The organism is Streptococcus sp. HMSC071H03 (assembly GCF_001813035.1).
Taxonomy (GTDB): Bacteria; Bacillota; Bacilli; order Lactobacillales; family Streptococcaceae; genus Streptococcus; species Streptococcus anginosus.
On sequence record NZ_KV811169.1, the window covers coordinates 36,539 to 57,156 of the forward strand.

Annotated in this window: 17 protein-coding genes and 2 pseudogenes; 15 read left to right on the forward strand and 4 right to left on the reverse strand. The window is 38.6% G+C overall.

What is annotated here, in order from left to right:
- The 5 genes and pseudogenes from HMPREF2887_RS10575 to recJ form a co-directional block, all read left to right on the forward strand.
- Positions 1-125 (forward strand): annotated as a pseudogene (locus tag HMPREF2887_RS10575) (histidine phosphatase family protein); the annotation flags it as partial.
- Between the two features lie 9 nt (positions 126-134).
- Complete coding sequence (locus tag HMPREF2887_RS07370) at positions 135-890, forward strand: SDR family NAD(P)-dependent oxidoreductase (protein WP_021001824.1); 756 nt, start codon at positions 135-137, stop codon at positions 888-890.
- A 9-nt stretch (positions 891-899) separates the two neighbouring features.
- Positions 900-1,637, forward strand: a complete 738-nt coding sequence (locus tag HMPREF2887_RS07375; protein ID WP_003024095.1) for a class I SAM-dependent methyltransferase — start codon at positions 900-902, stop codon at positions 1,635-1,637.
- Entirely contained in the window at positions 1,615-2,031 is a 417-nt protein-coding gene (locus HMPREF2887_RS07380; RefSeq protein WP_021001823.1) for a GNAT family N-acetyltransferase, read from the forward strand. Before HMPREF2887_RS07375 ends, HMPREF2887_RS07380 begins: the two co-directional genes overlap by 23 nt.
- Before the next feature lie 95 nt (positions 2,032-2,126).
- Positions 2,127-4,361, forward strand: a complete 2,235-nt coding sequence (gene recJ, locus HMPREF2887_RS07385) for a single-stranded-DNA-specific exonuclease RecJ (protein ID WP_021001822.1) — start codon at positions 2,127-2,129, stop codon at positions 4,359-4,361.
- 135 nt (positions 4,362-4,496) lie between these two features.
- Here recJ and HMPREF2887_RS07390 read toward each other — a convergent pair whose 3' ends face one another.
- From HMPREF2887_RS07390 to HMPREF2887_RS07400, 3 genes are read right to left on the reverse strand one after another with little or no spacing between them, the layout of a single operon-like run.
- On the reverse strand, positions 4,497-5,294 hold the full coding sequence (locus HMPREF2887_RS07390) for a hypothetical protein (protein ID WP_003024102.1): 798 nt from the start codon (positions 5,292-5,294) through the stop codon (positions 4,497-4,499).
- A 17-nt stretch (positions 5,295-5,311) separates the two neighbouring features.
- Positions 5,312-6,007: an ABC transporter ATP-binding protein gene (locus HMPREF2887_RS07395; RefSeq protein ID WP_003024105.1), complete on the reverse strand. Its 696-nt coding sequence runs from the start codon at positions 6,005-6,007 to the stop codon at positions 5,312-5,314.
- Positions 6,008-6,010: 3 nt separating this feature from the next.
- Positions 6,011-6,376: a GntR family transcriptional regulator gene (locus tag HMPREF2887_RS07400; protein ID WP_021001820.1), complete on the reverse strand. Its 366-nt coding sequence runs from the start codon at positions 6,374-6,376 to the stop codon at positions 6,011-6,013.
- A 155-nt stretch (positions 6,377-6,531) separates the two neighbouring features.
- On the opposite strand from HMPREF2887_RS07400, the gene HMPREF2887_RS07405 reads away from it, so the two are divergent.
- The 7 genes from HMPREF2887_RS07405 to HMPREF2887_RS07435 all read left to right on the forward strand — a co-directional run bounded on the left by HMPREF2887_RS07405 (position 6,532) and on the right by HMPREF2887_RS07435 (position 15,264).
- Positions 6,532-9,633: a DNA polymerase III subunit alpha gene (locus HMPREF2887_RS07405; protein WP_084740997.1), complete on the forward strand. Its 3,102-nt coding sequence runs from the start codon at positions 6,532-6,534 to the stop codon at positions 9,631-9,633.
- A gap of 82 nt (positions 9,634-9,715) precedes the next feature.
- Entirely contained in the window at positions 9,716-10,726 is a 1,011-nt protein-coding gene (pfkA, locus tag HMPREF2887_RS07410; RefSeq protein ID WP_003024110.1) for a 6-phosphofructokinase, read from the forward strand.
- Between the two features lie 58 nt (positions 10,727-10,784).
- On the forward strand, positions 10,785-12,287 hold the full coding sequence (gene pyk, locus HMPREF2887_RS07415; protein ID WP_003024114.1) for a pyruvate kinase: 1,503 nt from the start codon (positions 10,785-10,787) through the stop codon (positions 12,285-12,287).
- 153 nt (positions 12,288-12,440) lie between these two features.
- Complete coding sequence (lepB, locus tag HMPREF2887_RS07420) at positions 12,441-12,998, forward strand: signal peptidase I (RefSeq protein ID WP_021001818.1); 558 nt, start codon at positions 12,441-12,443, stop codon at positions 12,996-12,998.
- Between the two features lie 142 nt (positions 12,999-13,140).
- Complete coding sequence (locus HMPREF2887_RS07425) at positions 13,141-13,782, forward strand: amino acid ABC transporter permease (RefSeq protein WP_041784120.1); 642 nt, start codon at positions 13,141-13,143, stop codon at positions 13,780-13,782.
- 9 nt (positions 13,783-13,791) lie between these two features.
- Positions 13,792-14,421 carry an amino acid ABC transporter ATP-binding protein gene (locus tag HMPREF2887_RS07430; protein WP_003042623.1) on the forward strand — a complete coding sequence of 210 codons (630 nt, stop codon included), beginning with the start codon at positions 13,792-13,794 and terminating at the stop codon, positions 14,419-14,421.
- Between the two features lie 9 nt (positions 14,422-14,430).
- Positions 14,431-15,264 carry an amino acid ABC transporter substrate-binding protein gene (locus HMPREF2887_RS07435; protein WP_021001816.1) on the forward strand — a complete coding sequence of 278 codons (834 nt, stop codon included), beginning with the start codon at positions 14,431-14,433 and terminating at the stop codon, positions 15,262-15,264.
- A 259-nt stretch (positions 15,265-15,523) separates the two neighbouring features.
- Here HMPREF2887_RS07435 and HMPREF2887_RS07440 read toward each other — a convergent pair whose 3' ends face one another.
- Complete coding sequence (locus HMPREF2887_RS07440; RefSeq protein ID WP_021001815.1) at positions 15,524-16,726, reverse strand: cation diffusion facilitator family transporter; 1,203 nt, start codon at positions 16,724-16,726, stop codon at positions 15,524-15,526.
- A 153-nt stretch (positions 16,727-16,879) separates the two neighbouring features.
- Here HMPREF2887_RS07440 and pcrA point away from each other — a divergent pair.
- The 3 genes and pseudogenes from pcrA to HMPREF2887_RS07455 all read left to right on the forward strand — a co-directional run bounded on the left by pcrA (position 16,880) and on the right by HMPREF2887_RS07455 (position 20,503).
- Positions 16,880-19,161 (forward strand): annotated as a pseudogene (gene pcrA / locus HMPREF2887_RS07445) (DNA helicase PcrA).
- A gap of 19 nt (positions 19,162-19,180) precedes the next feature.
- Complete coding sequence (locus tag HMPREF2887_RS07450; RefSeq protein WP_003032515.1) at positions 19,181-19,579, forward strand: NUDIX hydrolase; 399 nt, start codon at positions 19,181-19,183, stop codon at positions 19,577-19,579.
- Positions 19,580-19,603: 24 nt separating this feature from the next.
- Positions 19,604-20,503, forward strand: coding sequence for a helix-turn-helix transcriptional regulator (locus HMPREF2887_RS07455; protein ID WP_021001813.1), 900 nt, complete (start codon positions 19,604-19,606; stop codon positions 20,501-20,503).
- Positions 20,504-20,618 lie beyond the last annotated feature (115 nt).

Here is a 20,618-nt window from a genome sequence, read left to right on the forward strand (position 1 = left end):
ACCAGATAGAATGGACGAATAAAAGCAATCTATTCCACGTTAAACATTGCAGCATTAGTCTATTGAATACAAAAACGCTTGTTTTTGAGGTTGAAAACCAAACGGATTTTTTAGAAGAAAAATAAGGAGGACACATGCGAACAATTGTTATTACAGGGGCTAGTGGCGGTGTCGCTCAGGAAATGGTGAAGTTGTTGCCAAATGACCAGCTGATTTTAGTGGGACGCAGTCAAGAAAAATTAACAAAACTTTATTCAAATCATACGCATTGCGAATTCGTTGAGTTGGATATTACAGATTACAAAGCTTTAGAAACTTTTACTGAAGAAATTTACCAGAAGTATGCTCAGGTGGATGTTCTAGTCAACAATGCTGGTTACGGGATTTTTGAGGAATTTGACAAGATTAGAAACGAGGATATTCATGCCATGTTTGAGGTCAATACGTTTGCTCTTATGAATCTGTCTCGTCTTTTCGGAGAGCGGATGAAGCAAGCGGGTCATGGGCATATTGTCAATCTTGTTAGTACAGCTGGGCTGATTGCCAGTTCCAAATCCAGTCTTTACTCGGCTACCAAGTTTGCTGGAATTGGCTTTTCTAATGCTTTGCGCTTAGAGCTCATGCCGTACAATGTCTATGTGACCACCGTTAATCCGGGGCCAATTAAGACGGCTTTCTTTGACAAAGCTGATCCTGACGGCAGTTATGTTAAGGCAGTTGATAAGTATATTTTAGAAGCAGATGTCGTCGCTAAGCAAATTGTGGACAATTTTGGGAAAAAGAAGCGGGAGCTGACGATGCCTTTTGCCCTGAAAGCAGCCCACAAACTTTACACACTTTTTCCAAATATTGGTGACAAACTAGCTAGTAAAATGTTTAATTATAAATAGGAGAAATTTATGGATGTGACAGCTTACAAGGCATTTGTAAATCAACCATGGGGCAAGCTTTATTATGAGATTCTCTTTGCTCAGCTAGCCCATATAAAAAATAAGGAAGTACTGGATTTCGGTAGTGGTTTTGGTCTGGTGGCGAATTTTTTAGCACAAAACAATCAGGTAACAGCCATAGAACCAAATGACGAGATGGTTGCAGAGCGGAAGCAGAATTTTCATTATCATCAACTACAAGGCAGCCTAGAATTGTTGAAGGAAATTCCAAGTGCTCGTTTTGACCTTATCATTTGTCACAATGTTCTGGAGTATGTGGATGAACCAGCTCTTTACCTAGCTGAATTTAGCAGAGTGCTAAAAGAAGGCAGACAGATTTCTCTCATCAAGCACAATGAAGTGGGGCGGATTATGCAGACTGTTGTGTTTGCAAATGATACAAATTTAGCATTGGATTTATTATTAAGTAAGTCCTATCAATCACATACAATGGGGCAAGCAACCTATTATGAAATAGCAGACTTATTACAAAAAGTTGACATTGAACTGACTGTTCAGGACTATCAAGGAATCCGAATTTTCTATGGCTTGCAAGATAATGCAGTGAAGACTGCTGATGACTGGCGGGAAAAGATGTTGGAGATAGAGCTTGCAGTTTGCCAACAGTCTCCTTATCGGGACATTGCGGCTTTTCAGCATATTTGGTTGCAAAAAGGAGACAAGAATGATTCGTTACTTTGCAAATAGACAAATTGCTATTGAAGACTTGCTTCCGCTTTACCAATCTGTTAGCTGGACTAACTATACAGAACGAGCAGATATGTTAGAGCAAGCATTTCAGCATTCACTGTTTACTGTATCAGCCTATGATGGGGAACAGTTAGTTGGTCTCCTTCGAGCAGTCGGAGACGGATTTTCTAGTGTTTTCATTCAGGACTTGTTAGTTTTTCCGTCTTATCAGCGCCGAGGTATAGGTCGAGAATTGGTTCGACAAACGCTGGAGACATTTGCAGATGTTTATCAGATTCAGCTAGTAACAGAGCAGTCAGACAAAAATTTAGCCTTTTATCGCTCTTTAGGATTTCGGGAACTGTCGGATTTGAATTGCACGGGTTTGATTTATAGAGGTAAAAGCTATTAGATAAATGCTTGTGTATAAAATTGGAGGTTTGGGCTAGTGAAAGCTAGTCTTTTCGTGTTATAATAGACTTTATATTGCAACAGAAAGATAAAAGCATGATTACATCAAAATATGATTGGCAGATTGCCACAAATTTTTCAGATGAGAGCTTTATTAAAAAAGCTAAAAAACTTGGCTTGGAGGCTTCGGTAGCTAATCTGGTCTACCAGAGAGGAATCCAGACAGAAGAAGCACTGCGAGATTTTCTAGAGCCTAGTTTGGACCAGCTGCATGATCCTTATGAGCTGCATGATATGGATAAGGCAGTGACGCGCATTCGTCAAGCGATTGAAAATTATGAGCAGATCTTGATTTATGGAGATTATGATGCGGATGGCATGACTTCGGCTTCTATTGTTAAAGAAGCACTAGAACAACTTGGAGCAGAGTGTCAGGTCTATTTGCCCAATCGATTTACAGACGGTTATGGCCCTAACGCGAGTGTTTACAAGTATTTTATTGAAAATCAGGGAGTTTCACTCATCGTTACAGTGGATAATGGAGTTGCAGGACATGAAGCAATCGAACTAGCTCAGTCTATGGGAGTGGATGTCATTGTGACGGATCACCATTCTATGCCAGAGGTACTTCCTGATGCTTATGCAATTATTCACCCAGAACATCCGGAAGCTGATTATCCTTTTAAGCATTTAGCTGGTTGCGGTGTAGCTTTTAAGTTAGCGACTGCTCTTTTAGAGGAAGTACAAGTAGAGTTGCTAGATCTAGTCGCTATTGGAACTATTGCAGATATGGTCAGCCTAACAGATGAAAATCGCATTCTGGTCAAATATGGGCTAAGTGTCCTCAAAAACACTCAACGAATCGGCTTGCAGGAGCTTTTTAAGATTGCAGGTATTCAGGAAAATGAAGTGGATGAAGAAACAGTTGGTTTTCAGATAGCCCCTAGGCTCAATGCTCTAGGTCGACTTGATGATCCAAATCCTGCTATTGAACTTCTGACCGGCTTTGATGAGGAAGAAGCGCGTGATATTGCCCTAATGATTAACCAGAAAAATGAAGAACGCAAAGAAATTGTTCAGAAGATCTATGATGAAGCCAAGACCATGGTTAATCCCGATAATCCTGTTCAAGTTCTAGCTGGTGAAGGTTGGAATCCAGGTGTCTTGGGAATTGTGGCAGGGCGGCTTTTGGAAGAATTGCACCAGCCAGTTATTGTCTTGAATATTGAGAATGGATTAGCAAAAGGCAGCGCCCGCAGCATTGAAGCAGTTGATATTTTTGAAGCGTTAGACCCTCATCGAGATTTATTTGTGGCTTTTGGTGGGCATGCAGGGGCAGCTGGGATGACTCTAGAGGCCAGCAAGTTAGAAGCACTCAGTCAGGTTTTGGTAGCATATATTGAGGACAACAAGCTGGATTTGTCTACTAAGAATGATCTCTTTTTGGATGAGGAATTATCCTTGCCAGATTTGACACTAGAGACCCTCAAAAACTTTGAAAAGTTAGCTCCTTTTGGCATGGACAATAAAAAGCCTGTTTTTTATTTGAAAGATTTTAAGGTTGAAAATGCCCGCACCATGGGAGCAGGGAATACTCACCTTAAGCTGAAAATTTCTCAGGCTGACGCAGTTTTTGAGGTCGTAGCTTTTGGTCTGGGTGATCTTGCGACAGAATTTTCCCAAACTAAAAACTTAGAGCTGGCGGTTACGCTGTCGGTTAATAAATGGAATGGTCAGACCAGTCTCCAGCTTATGCTGGTGGATGCTCGGGTCAATGGGATTCAGCTCTTTAATATCCGAGGTAAAAATGCTCCTTTACCTGAAAATGTGCCCGTCCTGCGTTTTTCAGAAGAAATTCCTAATTTTGAAAAGAGCAGAGCAGTTGTAGTGTATGACTTGCCTGAACGCCTAAATCAGCTCAAAGCAATCATTCAGCAAGGACATTTTGAAGCAATTTACTTTAAAAATGAGATTGCTCAGCCCTATTATCTGACAGGTTTCGGAACGAGAGACCAGTTTGCAAAACTCTATAAAACAATTTATCAATTTCCAGAGTTTGACATTCGTTATAAGCTCAAAGAACTAGCTGCTTATCTCAAGATTGACCCAATTCTACTCATAAAGATGATTCAGATATTTGAAGAGCTGGACTTTGTGACAATTCAAGATGGAATGATGCAAGTAAACAAAAAAGCAGAAAAAAAGGCTATTGAAAACAGCCATATTTATCAAGAACTGAAGAAAACAGTCAAGGAGCAGGAGCTTATGGCTCTAGGAACGGTGCAGGAAATTTATGATTATCTGATAGAAAAAGATGAATTTTCAAACTAAATTTTAGATGAACTATTTATTTGTCTCGCACTGAAGACCGCGAGACGGACTGAAAGTCATATAATAAAAAAGTCATGAGTAAGATGAATCTCATGACTTTATTGTTTATCTAAGTATTGCTACAGCTTGTGTTACCTACTGCAAATTCACTTTATTTTTGAGGATGTAATACGTTCCAGTATAGTAGATAAGCCCCAAAAGAAGAGAGGTTATGACTCCGCTCACACTACCTAAAGAAGTTGAAAGCGACGGGAAGGCTGAAACATATAGATTAGCAGCGATAATCAGAGCAAATTGAATTCCAAAATAAGCTAGAAAAGCTATAGCGGCGCGGTGGTCTTGGGAAAGTTGACCAATAGAGATAGAAAGATAAATCAATAGGATATTTGGAATAAGGGCTACAAGATAGTATCCAAATGATTTCAATAGTTCACTAGCAATTTCCCAAAAGTGTTTACCAAGTAATCGAACAACTATTTCAATTTCAGATTGTGTATGAAAAGCAGTTCCCACAATAAGAACAATGATTCCAAAACTAAGAAACAATGCAAGTGTGCTAAGAATCGTCCATATAACAGCACCGAGTAATTTTGAGAGGATAATTTGATGTTCATTAACTGGTAAAGTGAGCGTTAGATATCCTTCTCTTTCATAAACACTATTTTTAAAGCGACGAATAATCAGAAAGAGTGTTGAAATGGCAAGTGCCACAAGGAGACCTGAGAAAATCAGCATTGTAAAACCGAAGAAAGTACTTGTCATACTCCCTGCTTCATTAGTAGAAGACTGCAAACGGTCGAAAAAGTTCCTTCCATTTGCAAAATGCCTTAGCCAAAGCCCGATACTAACGGATAAAAATAGCACGATTCCGTATAAACCTAAATACCACTTGTTCACATTTTTAAATTCGTATTTTAATAAATTCCAAAACATAGTCAATCTCCTTTGTTCTAAGCCTTAAATTCTTGGCGGAAGAGCTGGTCAATAGATTCACCAGACTCATAGCGAATATCATCTACATTCCCTTGTCGAACAATCTTGCCATTATCAATAAAGATGATTTCATCTAGGATTGGTTCAATATCTGAAATCAAATGTGTTGAAATGAGAACAGAAGCGCTAGGAGAGTAATTGTTGATAATCGTCTTTAGAATGTAGTCCCGCGCTGCTGGGTCAACCCCTCCAATAGGTTCATCCAGAACATACAGTTTGGCTTGGCGGCTCATGACTAAAATCAACTGAACTTTTTCCTTGTTTCCTTTAGACAATTTTTTGAATGTCAAATTTTCGTCAATATGAAGATCTTGCAAGAGTGCCTGTGCACGCTCTATCTCAAAGTCTGCATAGAAAGATTGAAAATACTGCAAAGCATCTTTGACTTTCATATTTTCGTTTAGGTAAGTTGTATCTGGTAAATAAGATACGATTTTCTTAGTTTCTGAAGACGGTTGAAGCCCGTCGATGAGGATTTTTCCGTCATTTGGTTGAAGTAAACCGTTGATTAGTTTTATCATGGTTGTTTTTCCAGAGCCATTTGGACCAAGTAAGCCGATAATTTTTCCGGCTTCAATTTCAAAATTGATATGCTCTAAAGCCGGTGTGCTACCGTATGATTTTGAGACATTTTCAAATGCAAGTAATACCATTTCCTAAACTCCTTTTATATAATCTGCAATGATAGTTGGTAGTTCTTCTTTGTGATAGCCGAAGCGAGTCATATTGTTTACAAAATTTTTCACTTCCTCCTCAGAAAGTTTTTGTCTTGCTTGTAAAATCAAGTCGCGATTATCTGTAACGAAACGTCCTGATGTTCGTTGAGAATAGACAAACCCTTTCTTTTCCAAGTCAGATAAAGCACGCTGGATTGTATTTGGATTGACCCCCGCTTCAGCAGCCAATTCTCTAACAGCAGGTAGCTTTTCGCCAGCATGCAGTTGATTGGAGATGATTTGTAGTTTTATCCTGTCCATGATTTGCAAATAAATGGGAAGATTATTATCAAAAGTCCAACTCATAATTTCTCCTTCCTTCTGTATTTTTGTACCAATTAAATAATACAATATTTTTTTAAAAATAGCAAGCCTTTAGAAAAAACTTCTATTATTTTTTCTTTAGCAAGCAAGCCAGAAATTTAGTATAATAGAAAAAAGAAGGATCAAAGGAGGATGCCGTGGTTGCTCAATTAGATACCAAAACTGTTTATACATTTATGGATAGTTTGATTTCTATAAAAAAATATGTAGAAACAGCTAAAAATTTAGGTTATCAAACTCTAGGGATAATGGATATTGACAATCTCTATGGGGCTTATCATTTCATGGAAACGGCGACCGAGCAAGGGATTCAGCCGCTTTTAGGCGTGGAAATGACCTTGGATTATACTGGACTTCCTCTTAATCTTCGCTTTCTAGCTCTTGACAGTCAAGGTTATCGCAATTTAATGAAACTTTCTACTTTAAAGATGATAGGAAAAAGCAAGTGGGAAGAATTTCAGCACTTATTGGAAGGGATAGCGATTATTGTGCCTGTGTTTGAGGACATTGAAGCCTTAGACTTGGGACGAGAGTTTTATATTGGCGTATTTCCTGACACTCCTAAGAAGGCATTTTCTCATGCAACCTTACCTTTGCAGACAGTTCGCTATTTTGATGCAGGCGATTTAGAAACCTTGCAAATGCTATGTGCCATTCGTGAAAATAGTAGCTTGCGGGAAGTTGGAAATTTGCCAAATCACGAGTATCTCTTATCATCTGAGCAATTCACACAATCCTTTCAAGAAAATTATCCAGAAAGTCTGGATAATTTAAAGCGGCTAGTTGCAGGCATTCATTACGAAATCAATACAGAGTTGAAATTACCACGTTTTAATCCAGAACGACCAGCAGCAGAAGAATTACAAGAACGAGCAGAAGCAGGGCTAGAGAAAAAAAGGCTAAATAGTCTGGTTTATAAAGAGCGATTGCAGAAAGAGCTGTCTGTCATCCACCAAATGGGTTTTGACGACTACTTTTTGATTGTCTGGGATTTATTGCGTTTTGGTCGTAGTCAGGGCTATTATATGGGTATGGGGCGTGGGTCTGCAGTTGGAAGTCTGGTTGCCTATGCGCTAGAGATTACAGGGATTGATCCTGTTGAGAAAAATCTTCTTTTTGAGCGTTTTTTAAATGTAGAACGTTATACTATGCCCGATATTGATATTGACATTCCTGATGTCTATCGTCCAGAATTTATTCGTTATGTCCGCGATCGTTATGGAACCATGCATGCAGCTCAAATCGTGACCTATTCGACCTTTGGAGCTAAGCAAGCGATTCGTGATGTTTTTAAACGCTACGGGGTGCCAGAATATGAATTGACTAACATTACTCGTAAAATCAGTTTTCGTGACACATTGACTTCAGCTTATGAAAAAAATATGTCTTTTCGTCAGATTATTAACAGTAAGCTGGAATATCAAAAAGCTTTTGAAATTGCGAAAAAAATTGAAGGGAACCCTCGTCAAACCTCTATCCATGCAGCGGGTGTGGTGATGAGTGACAATGATTTGACAGATCACATTCCACTTAAATACGGGGAAGATATGTATATCACGCAATACGATGCACATGGTGTTGAGAGTAACGGTCTGCTCAAGATGGATTTCCTTGGCTTGCGCAATCTGACTTTTGTTCAACGAATGAAAGAAGCAGCTTTGGAGAAATACGGTGTCGCTATTGACATTGCAAAGATTAACTTAGAAGACACAGCAACCTTACAGCTCTTTGCTGCTGGTAGAACCAAAGGGATTTTTCAATTTGAGCAAGCAGGTGCCATTAACCTTTTAAAACGGGTGCAGCCTGCTCAATTTGAAGAAGTGGTTGCAACAACCTCACTCAATCGTCCAGGAGCTAGTGATTATATAGACAATTTTGTCAGAAGAAAGCATGGACAAGAAAAGGTGGAAATGCTGGATCCAAGTTTGGAAGATATCTTGGCGCCAACTTACGGTATTATGCTTTACCAAGAGCAAGTAATGCAAGTGGCGCAACGATTTGGAGGATTTTCACTGGGGAAGGCTGACATTTTACGTCGTGCTATGGGGAAGAAAAATGTTGCCGAAATGCATAAAATGGAAGCAGATTTTGTCACAGGAGCTCTCGAACTTGGGCATTCTGAAGTTAAAGCAAAAGAAGTATTTGCAGTTATGGAAAAATTTGCAGGTTATGGCTTTAACCGTAGTCATGCTTATGCCTATTCTGCGCTTGCTTTTCAGTTGACTTATTTTAAGGCGCATTATCCTGATATTTTCTTTGATATTATGCTGAATTATTCAAGCAGTGATTACATCACAGATGCGCTAGAATTCGACTTCCAAGTTGCTTCTTTAAATATCAATAACATTCCTTATAGAGATAAGTTTCAAGATAAGCAGATTTATTTAGGACTGAAAAATATCAAAGGTTTGCCACGAGATTTTGCTTATTGGATTATTGAAAACCGCCCATTTACAAATGTGGAAGATTTTATTATGAAGTTGCCAACGCAATATCATAAGATTCAGTTGATAACCCCTTTGGTACAAGTCGGTTTGTTTGATGTATTTGAAAAGAATCGCCAAAAAATTCTACAAAATCTTCCGAACTTATTTGTCTTTGCGGATGAGCTGGGCAGTCTTTTTGCAGATACAAATTACAGCTGGACAGAAGCGGAGGATTATACAGAAGCAGAGAAATTCGAGTTAGAAAAAGAAATCATCGGTGTCGGTTTGAGCGAGCATCCTTTGGTAAAGCTTGCAAAAACTGCTACTCAATCCTTTACCCCTATTCAAGAGCTAGTTGAAAACAATCATGCAACGATTTTAGGAGAGATTTTGTCCATTCGTGTCATCCGTACCAAAACGGGGGAAAATATGGCCTTCTTGCAAGTAAGTGATGCTAAAAGAAAAATGGAGGTAACAGTCTTTCCAGACGCTTTCAAACAGTTCAGCAAAGGTTTACATGAAAAAGGCTTCTATTATCTGACTGGTCGCGTTCAAAAACGAGAGGAGCGTTTGCAGTTAATTTTAAATGATTTGCAGGAAGCTATCACCGAACGTTTTTGGATACAAGTAGAAGATCATGAAAGTGATGCAGAAATATCCGCTATTTTACGGCAATTTCGAGGAGATATTCCAGTCGTTATCCGTTATGAAAATGAAAGAAAGACAGTAGCAATTCCTCAATATCGTGTTCAAAAATCAGATAAATTACAAGAAGAATTGAAAAAAATAACCATGAAAACGATTTATCAATAAAAAATTAGGAAAAAAGAAGAATTTTGATTTTGATTGTGGTATAATCAAGGGTGAATGTAAAAAGAAAAAGGAGCACAAACGAATGAAACGTATTGCTGTTTTAACTAGTGGTGGAGACGCCCCTGGTATGAATGCTGCTATCCGTGCAGTTGTTCGTAAAGCAATTTCAGAAGGAATGGAAGTTTACGGTATCTATGACGGTTATGCCGGCATGGTTGCTGGTGAAATTTATCCGCTTGATGCCGCATCAGTTGGAGATATTATTTCACGTGGTGGTACTTTCCTTCACTCAGCTCGTTATCCAGAATTTGCCCAATTAGAAGGACAATTAAAAGGAATTGAGCAACTTAAAAAACATGGCATCGAAGGAGTCGTAGTTATCGGTGGTGACGGTTCTTACCATGGTGCTATGCGTTTGACAGAACATGGTTTCCCAGCTGTTGGACTTCCTGGTACGATTGACAATGATATTGTTGGCACAGACTTCACGATTGGCTTTGATACTGCTGTAACAACTGCAATGGACGCCATTGATAAGATTCGTGACACATCATCTAGTCACCGTCGTACTTTTGTTGTTGAAGTCATGGGACGTAATGCTGGAGACATCGCTCTCTGGGCTGGTATTGCTACAGGTGCTGATGAAATCATCGTTCCTGAAGAAGACTTCAAAATCGAAGATATCGTTGCAAGTATTAAACGTGGCTATGAAGAAGGTAAGAAACATAATATTATTGTTCTTGCAGAAGGTGTCATGTCAGCGAATGAGTTTGGCAAGAAATTGAAAGAAGCTGGTGATGTGAGCGATCTTCGTGTGACCGAACTTGGACATATCCAACGTGGTGGCTCACCAACTGCTCGTGACCGTGTTCTTGCTTCACGTATGGGGGCGCATGCTGTTAGCCTTCTTAAAAAAGGTATTGGTGGTGTTGCAGTTGGTATTCGCAACGAACAAATGGTTGAAAATCCAATCCTCGGTACAGCAGAAGAAGGTGCTTTGTTTAGTTTAACAGAAGACGGTAAGATTATTGTTAATAATCCACATAAAGCTGACCTTGATCTCGCTAAATTAAACCGTAGCATTTCAATGTAATTTTAATTTGTTATCCTGGTCATAAAGACCATTAAATAAAAAGGAGTTTTCATATATCATGAATAAACGTGTAAAAATCGTTGCAACTTTAGGTCCTGCGGTAGAAATCCGTGGTGGTAAAAGATTCGGTGAAGACGGATATTGGGGCGAAAAGCTTGACGTTGAAGCATCAGCGCAAAATATCGCTAAATTGATCGAAGCTGGAGCTAACACTTTCCGTTTCAACTTCTCACATGGTGACCACGCAGAGCAAGGTGACCGTATGGCTACTGTTCATCGTGCTGAAGAAATTGCTGGTCAAAAAGTTGGTTACCTTCTTGACACTAAAGGTCCTGAAATCCGTACAGAATTATTTGAAGGCGATGCTAAAGAATATTCTTACAAAACAGGTGAAAAAATCCGTGTTGCAACTAAACAAGGTATCAAATCAACTCGTGAAGTTATCGCATTGAATGTTGCTGGTGCACTTGATATCTATGACGATGTTGAAGTTGGAAAACAAGTTCTTGTTGATGACGGTAAACTTGGTCTTCGCGTTATTGCAAAAGATCCTGCTACACGTGAATTTGAAGTAGAAGTTGAAAACGACGGTATTATCGCTAAACAAAAAGGTGTTAATATTCCAAATACAAAAATTCCTTTCCCAGCACTTGCTGAACGCGACAATGACGATATTCGTTTTGGTCTTGAACAGGGAATCAACTTTATCGCTATTTCATTCGTACGTACTGCAAAAGACGTTAACGAAGTTCGCGCAATCTGTGAAGAAACTGGTAATGGACATGTGAAACTGTTCGCTAAAATCGAAAACCAACAAGGTATCGAAAACTTGGATGAAATCCTTGAAGTAGCGGACGGTATCATGATTGCTCGTGGTGACATGGGTATCGAAGTACCATTTGAAATGGTTCCAGTTTACCAAAAAATGATTATCACAAAAGTCAATGCTGCAGGTAAAATTGCGATCACAGCAACAAACATGCTTGAAACAATGACTGAAAAACCACGTGCGACTCGTTCAGAAGTATCAGACGTATTTAACGCTGTTATTGACGGAACAGATGCAACAATGCTTTCAGGCGAATCTGCAAATGGTAAATACCCACTTGAATCTGTAACAACAATGGCTACAATTGATAAAAACGCTCAAACTCTATTGAACGAGTATGGACGCTTGTCATCAGTTGATTACGCACGTAGTTCTAAAACAGAAGTTGTGGCATCAGCTGTTAAAGATGCTACAAACTCAATGGACATCAAATTGGTCGTAACAATGACTGAATCAGGAAATACAGCTCGTTTGATTTCTAAATATCGTCCAGATGCTGACATCTTGGCAATTACATTTGATGAATTGACACAACGTTCATTGATGTTGAACTGGGGTGTTATTCCAGTAGTAACTGAAAAACCTGCATCTACTGATGATATGTTTGAAGTTGCTGAAAAAGTTGCTCTTGAAAGTGGTCTTGTGGAATCTGGCGACAATATTGTGATTGTAGCTGGTGTTCCGGTCGGAACTGGTGGAACAAACACAATGCGTATCCGTACAGTGCGTTAATCTATTTCATTCAGAAAACTAGCCTATCAATCCAACGATTATCTGATTGATAGGCTTTTTAGTTGTAAATGGGAGCAGAGATAAGAGTTGACTTTCCTACCTTTGTTTATTTTCTGAAAACATGATATAATGAGTAGAAGAAGAGGAGAGACTATGGTTAAAAGAGATTTAATTAGGAATGTTATTTTTTTATCTATTGTTGTGATAATCATTGCTTGTTTGCGAATTTTTATTTTTACACCATACAGGATTACTGCAAAAGATGCGAATCATTTTTTGCAAGATAAAGATGTTGTTATTGCCAATAAAAATGAAGCAATCAAAAGAGATGATTTTGTCTTGTACGAGGTGAAGGGAAAAGAGCATGTCGGACGTGTCATTGGTCTAGAAAATGACTCCGTTGTTTATATGGATGATGTTCTTTACTTAAATAATAAAATCAAGTCAGAAGATTATTTAACGAAGGCTAAGGAAGAGTACTTAGCAAAAGCTACTAGTACGGGTTATTTTACTCATGATTTCACCATTCAGACATTAACTAAATCGAATGCAAATAAAATTCCAGCGCAGTCATATCTGATTCTGAATGATAATCGGCAAGATATGGAAGATAGTCGGAAGTTTGGCTTGATTACAGAGAAACAAATTAAAGGAGTCATCTCATTTAGAGTACTCCCGCTTAATCAATTTGGATTTATTAAAACAAAGTAGTTCAACTATTTTGTTTTTTTATTCTTTAGAAAAGGAAGTTTTTGCGGTAATTATTAAATTTTTATGGATATATTTGCAAAAAGATGTTGAAAATATAAAAATTTTTGATATAATGATAAATATTTATTTAGGAGGTGTACGCATGAACTATATTTTTGAAGTTTTACCAAGCTTATTAAATGGCGCATTGGTGACTTTGCAAGTATTTGTTTTAGTCTTAGTTTTATCCATACCACTTGGAATTGTGATTTCCTTTTTAATGCAAATCCACTTTAAGCTGCTTCATTGGCTTATAAATATTTATATTTGGATTATGCGCGGTACACCTCTTTTGTTACAACTAATTTTTATTTATTATGTTTTGCCAAGTATTGGTGTACGTTTGGATCGGCTTCCAGCAGCTATCATAGCATTCACGCTAAATTATGCTGCTTATTTCGCCGAAATTTTCCGTGGTGGGATTTTATCTATTCCTGCAGGACAATATGAGGCGGCTAAGGTTTTGAAGTTTACACCATTTCAAACGATACGGTTTATCATTTTACCGCAAGTTGTCAAAGTGGTGCTTCCTAGTGTCTTTAATGAAGTAATGACGTTGGTAAAAGATACATCCCTTGTTTATGCGCTTGGTGTTTCCGACTTAATCTTGGCTAGTCGGACTGCAACCAATCGTGATGCGAGTTTAGCACCGATGTTTATAGCGGGGGCTATCTACCTTATCTCGATCGGTCTTGTGACGATTGTATCGAAGCAAGTTGAAAATAGATATAGCTATTATAAGTAGGAGGCGCTTATGTTAGAATTAAAGAATATTAGCAAAAGGTTTGGCGAAAAGCAAATTATTTCCGACTTGAATTTAAAGGTGCCAGAAAAGCAAATCCTTGCCATTGTAGGACCGTCTGGCGGCGGGAAAACGACATTATTGCGGATGTTAGCTGGCTTGGAAACAATTGATTCGGGTGACATTATTTATAATGGAGAAGAGCTGCCCTTGGATGAACTTGAAAAACGTAATTTATTGGGATTTGTGTTTCAAGATTTTCAGCTATTTCCACATTTAACGGTTCTTGAGAATTTAACTTTATCACCCATTAAAACAAAAAATGTCGCAAAAGAGGATGCAGAAAAGAAAGCAATTAGCTTATTGACCCGATTGGGGTTAGCAGAACATGTAAATGCTTATCCTTATTCTTTATCAGGTGGTCAAAAACAACGTGTAGCATTAGCTCGTGCGATGATGATTGACCCAGAAATTATCGGTTATGATGAGCCAACTTCCGCATTGGATCCGGAATTGCGTCTTGAAGTTGAAAAGTTGATTCTTCAGAATCGTGAGCTAGGAATGACGCAAATTGTAGTGACCCATGATTTGCAGTTTGCGGAAAATATCGCAGATACGATTCTTAAAGTTCAGCCTAAATAGGAGGAGAATATGAAGATAAAACGTTATGTTCTTGCGATCTGTGGTTTGATTCTTTTTTTGCTCCTTACAGCTTGTAGCAATGTTAGCAACCCTAAAGTAGATAATTGGTCAAAATACCAACAAAAAAAGAGCATTACTATTGGTTTTGACAATACATTTGTTCCTATGGGATTTGAGCGAAAAAATGGTCAATATGCTGGTTTTGATATTGATTTGGCAAATGCTGTTTTTAAAGAATATGGGATAAAAGTGAATTGGCAGCCGATTGATTGGGACATGAAAGAAACTGAGCTCACAAATGGAACGATTGATCTTATCTGGAATGGGTATTCGGCAACTGATGATCGACGAAAGAAAGTACAGTTCACCATTCCTTATATGAAAAATGAACAAGTACTGGTTACTAAAAAATCATCGAACATTGCAAAAACAGCTGACATGAAGGATAAAATTCTTGGTGCTCAGACGGGTTCTTCGGGTTACGATGAGTTTGAAGCTCATCCGGATCTTTTGAAGAATCTAGTTAAAAATCATAAAGCTGCTCAATATCAAAGTTTTACAGAGGCGTTGATTGATTTGCAAAATAGCCGGATTGATGGATTGTTGATTGACCGAGTTTATGCCAATTATTATTTAAAAGAAGAGGGGATTTTGCAGGATTATTATGTTTTCCCAGCCGGATTTGATAGCGAATCATTTGCGGTTGGTGCTAGAAAAACGGATAAGCAGCTCGTTGAAAACATAAACCAAGCATTCAAAAAATTATATCAAACAGGTCAATTTCAAAAAATAGCAAACAAATGGTTTGGTGAGGATATTGCGACAGATGAAGTCAAAAAATGAAAGAACATCTGATTGTTGCATCAGCCCCCACAGAAGAAGTAAAGATAAAACCCAAAGTTTTCACTAGTAGTATCATCTTAGTGAGGGCTTTGGGTTTTATGATTTATTGATTGTGAGAAACGGGGGACAAATTAGTTTGCTTTACTGATAAATTCCTAAAAAAATAGGCTGAGAATATTTTTATCTCAGCCTTGTTTTTTATAGCAAAACTCCTTGTTAGCCTTGTGGGAGTGAAATAACAAAGCCGATTTCTATGGAATTACGACTGTTGTTCGCTCTCGTTTTTTCGTGTTTCCTGGTGGAAAATATTTTGCCATGTTTCGTGACGACGCCAAAGGCTGGTATGAATAATCCCGTCTTCTTCGTAGCAAATTAGTTTGGTTTTTTGACTGATAGAAGTTAATTGGAAATTTTTGATAGGAGATTGCTTTCCTTTTTCGATTTGAAATTCTTCTTTGTTCATTTGGCAACCGTCTTGGGAAATGTACACAAATTCAGGCGCTAGTAAGTCCTCTAATTGGCTTCCCTGCTCAACCAATTGTTCTCTCATAAATAACTTTCGATAAACATTGTCCAATATTTCATCTTCAGGGATAGGAGCAGGTTCAATGTGGATGTCAATATCAAAGACACCAAAGCGTTCTTTGAGCATATTTTCAACTTGATCGGCAATTTCGTGACTTTCATAGACAGATAAGTCAGGATTCATTTCTAAAATGAGGTCAAGGTAGATGTTGCTACCGTAAGTCCGCCCTCTTTGAGATTTAACACGGGAAATTTTGGGAATTTCTAAAATGGCTTCTTTGTATTCTTTTAAAAGATTTTCATCAAAGCCGTCTGATAAACTAAAAGAAGATTCCATGAAAATTTCGTAAGCTGTTTTAAGGATGAAAAAGGTAATAACGATAGCGACCAATTTATCTACAATCGGGAAATTTAAAGCGCTTGCGATGATTGCAATGGTTGTGCCAAGCGAAGTAATAGCATCAGATAAATTGTCTTTGGCAGCAGCATCAAGCGCTTTAGACTGTGCTTTTTTTGCTAAAGCTTTATTGTAAAAATACACTCCTGTCATGACTAAGGCGGAAATAATCCCGACGATAGCGCCTAAAGGATCAATAGTTGTTTCTTGGCGAGAAATAATTTTTTGAACGGTATCAATCAAAACATCAAATCCGACAAAAAACATGATAAGAGAGGTGACAAGACTAGCTAAGTCTTCAATTTTCCAGTGACCAAATTTGTGGTCCGTGTCAGCTGGCTTGCGTGCCATACGAAGTCCTATCAAAACGGCAATATTAGCAACAATATCCGAAACATTATTAAAACCATCGGCTGTCAAACTGGAGGATTGTAAGACAGATCCGGCAATGATTTTAGCAATGGATAAAACGATATAGGCTAGAATGGCTAAGATAGCGCCACGCTCTGCGAGTTTAAGATTCTTTGTTGGATTATTCATGCGTTTTCCTTTCAGAATGTTTATTATAACGCTTTTTTATTGATTTTTCAAACGTTTATAAGGGAAGAAATGATAGAAAGTCTCTCCTTTCTGGTTTAGCTTATGGATGATTTTTGTTATAATAGAGTCATTGACTTTGAAAGAGGAAAAAAGATGAATCCCTTATTAACTGGTATGAATGACCGTCAGGCGGAGGCAGTTCAAACAACGGAAGGCCCTTTGCTGATTATGGCAGGAGCTGGGTCTGGGAAAACCCGTGTCCTAACTCACCGTATTGCTTATTTGATTGATGAAAAGTTAGTCAATCCTTGGAATATCTTGGCGATTACTTTTACCAATAAAGCAGCTCGTGAGATGAAGGAGCGTGCTTATACTCTCAATCCAGCAACAGAAGATTGCTTGATTGCGACTTTTCACTCGATGTGCGTGCGGATTTTGCGTAGGGAAGCTGACCATATTGGCTATAACCGCAATTTTACGATTGTCGATCCTAGTGAGCAACGGACTCTGATGAAACGAATTCTTAAAACGCTCAATTTAGATCCTAAAAAGTGGAATGAACGAGCTATTTTAGGCACGATTTCCAATGCGAAAATGATTTGATTGATGAAGTGGCCTATGCAGCTTTAGCAGGAGACATGTATACAGAGATTGTGGCGAAGTGCTATGAGATGTACCAAAAAGAACTCCGTCAGTCAGAAGCGATGGACTTTGATGACTTAATCATGCTGACCTTGCGCCTTTTTGATAAAAATCCAGATGTGTTGACTTATTACCAGCAGCGCTATCAATACATCCATGTGGACGAGTATCAAGATACGAACCACGCTCAGTACCAACTAGTTAAACTGTTGGCTTCACGCTTTAAAAATATCTGTGTAGTTGGTGATGCCGACCAGTCTATTTATGGCTGGCGAGGTGCTGATATGCAAAATATCTTGGATTTTGAAAAGGATTATCCTGAAGCTAAAGTTGTTCTTTTGGAAGAAAATTATCGCTCAACTAAGACCATTCTGCAAGCTGCTAATGATGTGATCAAAAACAACCGCAACCGCCGTCCAAAGAATCTCTGGACACAAAATGCTGATGGTGAAGATATTGTTTATTATCGGGCTAATGATGAGCAAGACGAAGCTCTCTTTGTAGCTAAAACCATTGATGAACTATCTAGCACATCTGACTATGTCTATCGGGATTTTGCTGTTCTTTACCGAACCAACGCCCAATCTCGGAATATTGAGGAAGCTCTCCTCAAAGCTAATATTCCTTACACCATGGTGGGGGGGACTAAGTTTTATAGCCGTAAGGAAATTCGGGATGTCATCAGCTATCTCAATCTTATTGCTAACACTAGCGACAACATTAGTTTTGAGCGCGTGGTCAATGAGCCCAAGCGGGGAGTCGGACCGGGTACAGTGGAGAAAATTCGTAATTTTGCAGCTGGTCAAGAGATGTCTCTTTTGGATGCTTCTTCGCAGATTATGCTCTCACTTGTTAAGGGGAAAGCTGCTCAGGCTGTTTTTGACTTTGCCAATCTCATTTTGAATCTGCGCGAGCAATTGGACGAATTGACCGTGACAGAATTGGTAGAGCTGGTGCTTGAAAGGACTGGTTACACCGAGCAATTAGTAGCTCAAGCTACGCTGGAAAGTCAGGCTCGGATTGAAAATATCGAAGAATTTCTTTCTGTTACTAAGAATTTTGACGAAGATTCAGAAAATGATACTGAAGAGACTGGTTTAGACAGACTTAGCCGTTTTCTCAATGATTTGGCTTTGATTGCGGATACAGATGATGGTGATCAGGAAAGTTCGGAAGTGACACTTATGACACTGCATGCTGCCAAGGGGTTAGAATTTCCAGTGGTTTTCATTATCGGTATGGAAGAAAATGTCTTCCCACTTAGTCGCGCGGCTGAAGATGAAGACGAGCTAGAGGAAGAGCGTCGATTGGCTTATGTTGGAATTACTCGTGCTGAAAAAGTCTTGTTCCTAACCAATGCAAACTCGCGCCTACTATACGGAAAAACCAACTACAATCGTCCAACTCGTTTTCTCAATGAAATTAGCTCAAGCTTGCTAGATTATCAAGGCTTGGCTCGACCTGCTAATACATCCTTTAAAGCTTCCTATGTGAATGGCAAAGCTGTTCAGTTTGGTCAAGGAATGAGTCTCGCTCAAGCATTACAAGAACGCAAGCGGCAAGCTGCACCGAGCAGCATTTCCTCTAGCCAGTTGCCATTTGGTAAGAATGTAGCTGCTAATCAGCCGACTATTGATTGGGCTATCGGTGATATTGCTCACCATAAAAAATGGGGAGACGGAACGGTATTGGAAGTGTCAGGCAGCGATAGTAGCCAAGAATTGAAAATCAATTTCCCAGAGGTTGGATTAAAGAAACTGTTGGCAAGTGTTGCACCAATTGAGAAAAAGTGAAATCTAAGGGACTACTGCGATGAAATATTCCATTGAAGCCTGGATTTATAACCCGATTGCTAAGGAAATTTTGCTCTTAAAAGTTAAAACTGAACAACTTTCTTTCTGGCAACCGATTACTGGTGGCATTGAAAATGGTGAAAGTTCTGAAATAGCTTGTATTCGTGAGATTTTTGAAGAAACTGGACTGGAAATCGAGCTAACAAAACTGTTGCAAGTCGGTCATCACACAGTTGTTATTGATGAAGACTTGACCATTTTTAAAACACTTTTTCTTGTGGAAACAAAGCAAAAAGATATTCGTATTTCTGATGAGCACATTGATTTTATGTGGACAGAAGTTAAAAAGGTGCCTGATATATTATACTGGCAGAGCAATCAAGAGACTTTTCAAAAGATTTTAGAGAAATTGAGATAAGGTGTTCATGGAAAGGCACGGTCTATGACAGAGAGTAGATTATTTAGAATAGTGTATGTTCTTTTAGAAAGGGATAACGTTACAGCGAAGGAGCTGGCAGAACAATTTGAAGTATCTGTTAGAACGATTTATCGAGATGTTGACCGACTTAGCAGCGCAGGTATTCCAATTTACACGACACAAGGCAGAGACGGAGGCATTCGACTGACGGAGGATTTTGTCCTAAATAGTTCTTTGCTTAATCAATCGGAAAAAGAGCAACTGTTGGTTGCTTTACAAGGATTAGGGGTTACGGGTCTTCTGCATGAAAACGAGCTTTTGACCAAACTATCGGCTTTATTTAAATTGAACCAACCAAACTGGATAGAAGTAGATTTTACCAGCTGGTCCAATAGCAAGAAATATGAAGAGCTATTTCAGAATTTGAAAAATGCAATCATCAGAAAGCAAGTGATTTCCTTTTCGTATGTTAGCAACAAAGAAGAGTGCACCCAGCGTCAAGCAAAACCAGTCCGCCTGCTTTTTAAAGGACAATCCTGGTATCTTTATGCATTTTGCTTAGTCCGAAATGATTTTCGTTATTTTAAACTTTCTCGCATAAGCCAGCTAAAGCTTTTACCACAACATTTTGCAGATAACTTTGACAATGTTAGCTTGGGAAAAGAAGCGCGATTAGAAGAGGTCGTACGAGTCAAGCTGAAATTTAATAAAAAAGTTGCTTTTAGAGTATATGATGAACTGGATTGTCCAGTCAAAGAAGATGAGCAAGGAAATTTGTATGTAGATATAGAAATTCCAAATGATTATAGTCTGTACTGCTATATTCTCTCTTTTGGAGACAATGTGGAAGTGCTGGAGCCAACAAAGATTCGTGTGCAAATAACAGAAATGATTGAACGTATGGCACAAAAATATAAAAACTGATAGCAGTGTCTACTTTTTCGGTCTACATTGAAGCAGAGACAAAAGTGCTCAGCTTTGTTTACATAGTCATGATTATAAGATGCAGTAGTTTGGAGAAGCTCTATTGACTTTAGTC

What these genes read in the sequence shown, in the direction of transcription:
- HMPREF2887_RS07380 (WP_021001823.1), top strand. Translation starts at nt 1,615, where the DNA reads ATGATTCGTTACTTTGCAAATAGACAAATTGCTATTGAAGACTTGCTT.
- pfkA (WP_003024110.1), top strand. Translation starts at nt 9,716, where the DNA reads ATGAAACGTATTGCTGTTTTAACTAGTGGTGGAGACGCCCCTGGTATG.
- HMPREF2887_RS07450 (WP_003032515.1), top strand. Translation starts at nt 19,181, where the DNA reads ATGAAATATTCCATTGAAGCCTGGATTTATAACCCGATTGCTAAGGAA.
- HMPREF2887_RS07440 (WP_021001815.1), bottom strand. Translation starts at nt 16,726, where the DNA reads ATGAATAATCCAACAAAGAATCTTAAACTCGCAGAGCGTGGCGCTATC.
- HMPREF2887_RS07400 (WP_021001820.1), bottom strand. Translation starts at nt 6,376, where the DNA reads ATGAGTTGGACTTTTGATAATAATCTTCCCATTTATTTGCAAATCATG.
- HMPREF2887_RS07395 (WP_003024105.1), bottom strand. Translation starts at nt 6,007, where the DNA reads ATGGTATTACTTGCATTTGAAAATGTCTCAAAATCATACGGTAGCACA.
- HMPREF2887_RS07455 (WP_021001813.1), top strand. Translation starts at nt 19,604, where the DNA reads ATGACAGAGAGTAGATTATTTAGAATAGTGTATGTTCTTTTAGAAAGG.
- pyk (WP_003024114.1), top strand. Translation starts at nt 10,785, where the DNA reads ATGAATAAACGTGTAAAAATCGTTGCAACTTTAGGTCCTGCGGTAGAA.
- HMPREF2887_RS07390 (WP_003024102.1), bottom strand. Translation starts at nt 5,294, where the DNA reads ATGTTTTGGAATTTATTAAAATACGAATTTAAAAATGTGAACAAGTGG.
- HMPREF2887_RS07370 (WP_021001824.1), top strand. Translation starts at nt 135, where the DNA reads ATGCGAACAATTGTTATTACAGGGGCTAGTGGCGGTGTCGCTCAGGAA.
- HMPREF2887_RS07425 (WP_041784120.1), top strand. Translation starts at nt 13,141, where the DNA reads ATGAACTATATTTTTGAAGTTTTACCAAGCTTATTAAATGGCGCATTG.
- HMPREF2887_RS07435 (WP_021001816.1), top strand. Translation starts at nt 14,431, where the DNA reads ATGAAGATAAAACGTTATGTTCTTGCGATCTGTGGTTTGATTCTTTTT.
- HMPREF2887_RS07430 (WP_003042623.1), top strand. Translation starts at nt 13,792, where the DNA reads ATGTTAGAATTAAAGAATATTAGCAAAAGGTTTGGCGAAAAGCAAATT.
- recJ (WP_021001822.1), top strand. Translation starts at nt 2,127, where the DNA reads ATGATTACATCAAAATATGATTGGCAGATTGCCACAAATTTTTCAGAT.
- HMPREF2887_RS07375 (WP_003024095.1), top strand. Translation starts at nt 900, where the DNA reads ATGGATGTGACAGCTTACAAGGCATTTGTAAATCAACCATGGGGCAAG.
- lepB (WP_021001818.1), top strand. Translation starts at nt 12,441, where the DNA reads ATGGTTAAAAGAGATTTAATTAGGAATGTTATTTTTTTATCTATTGTT.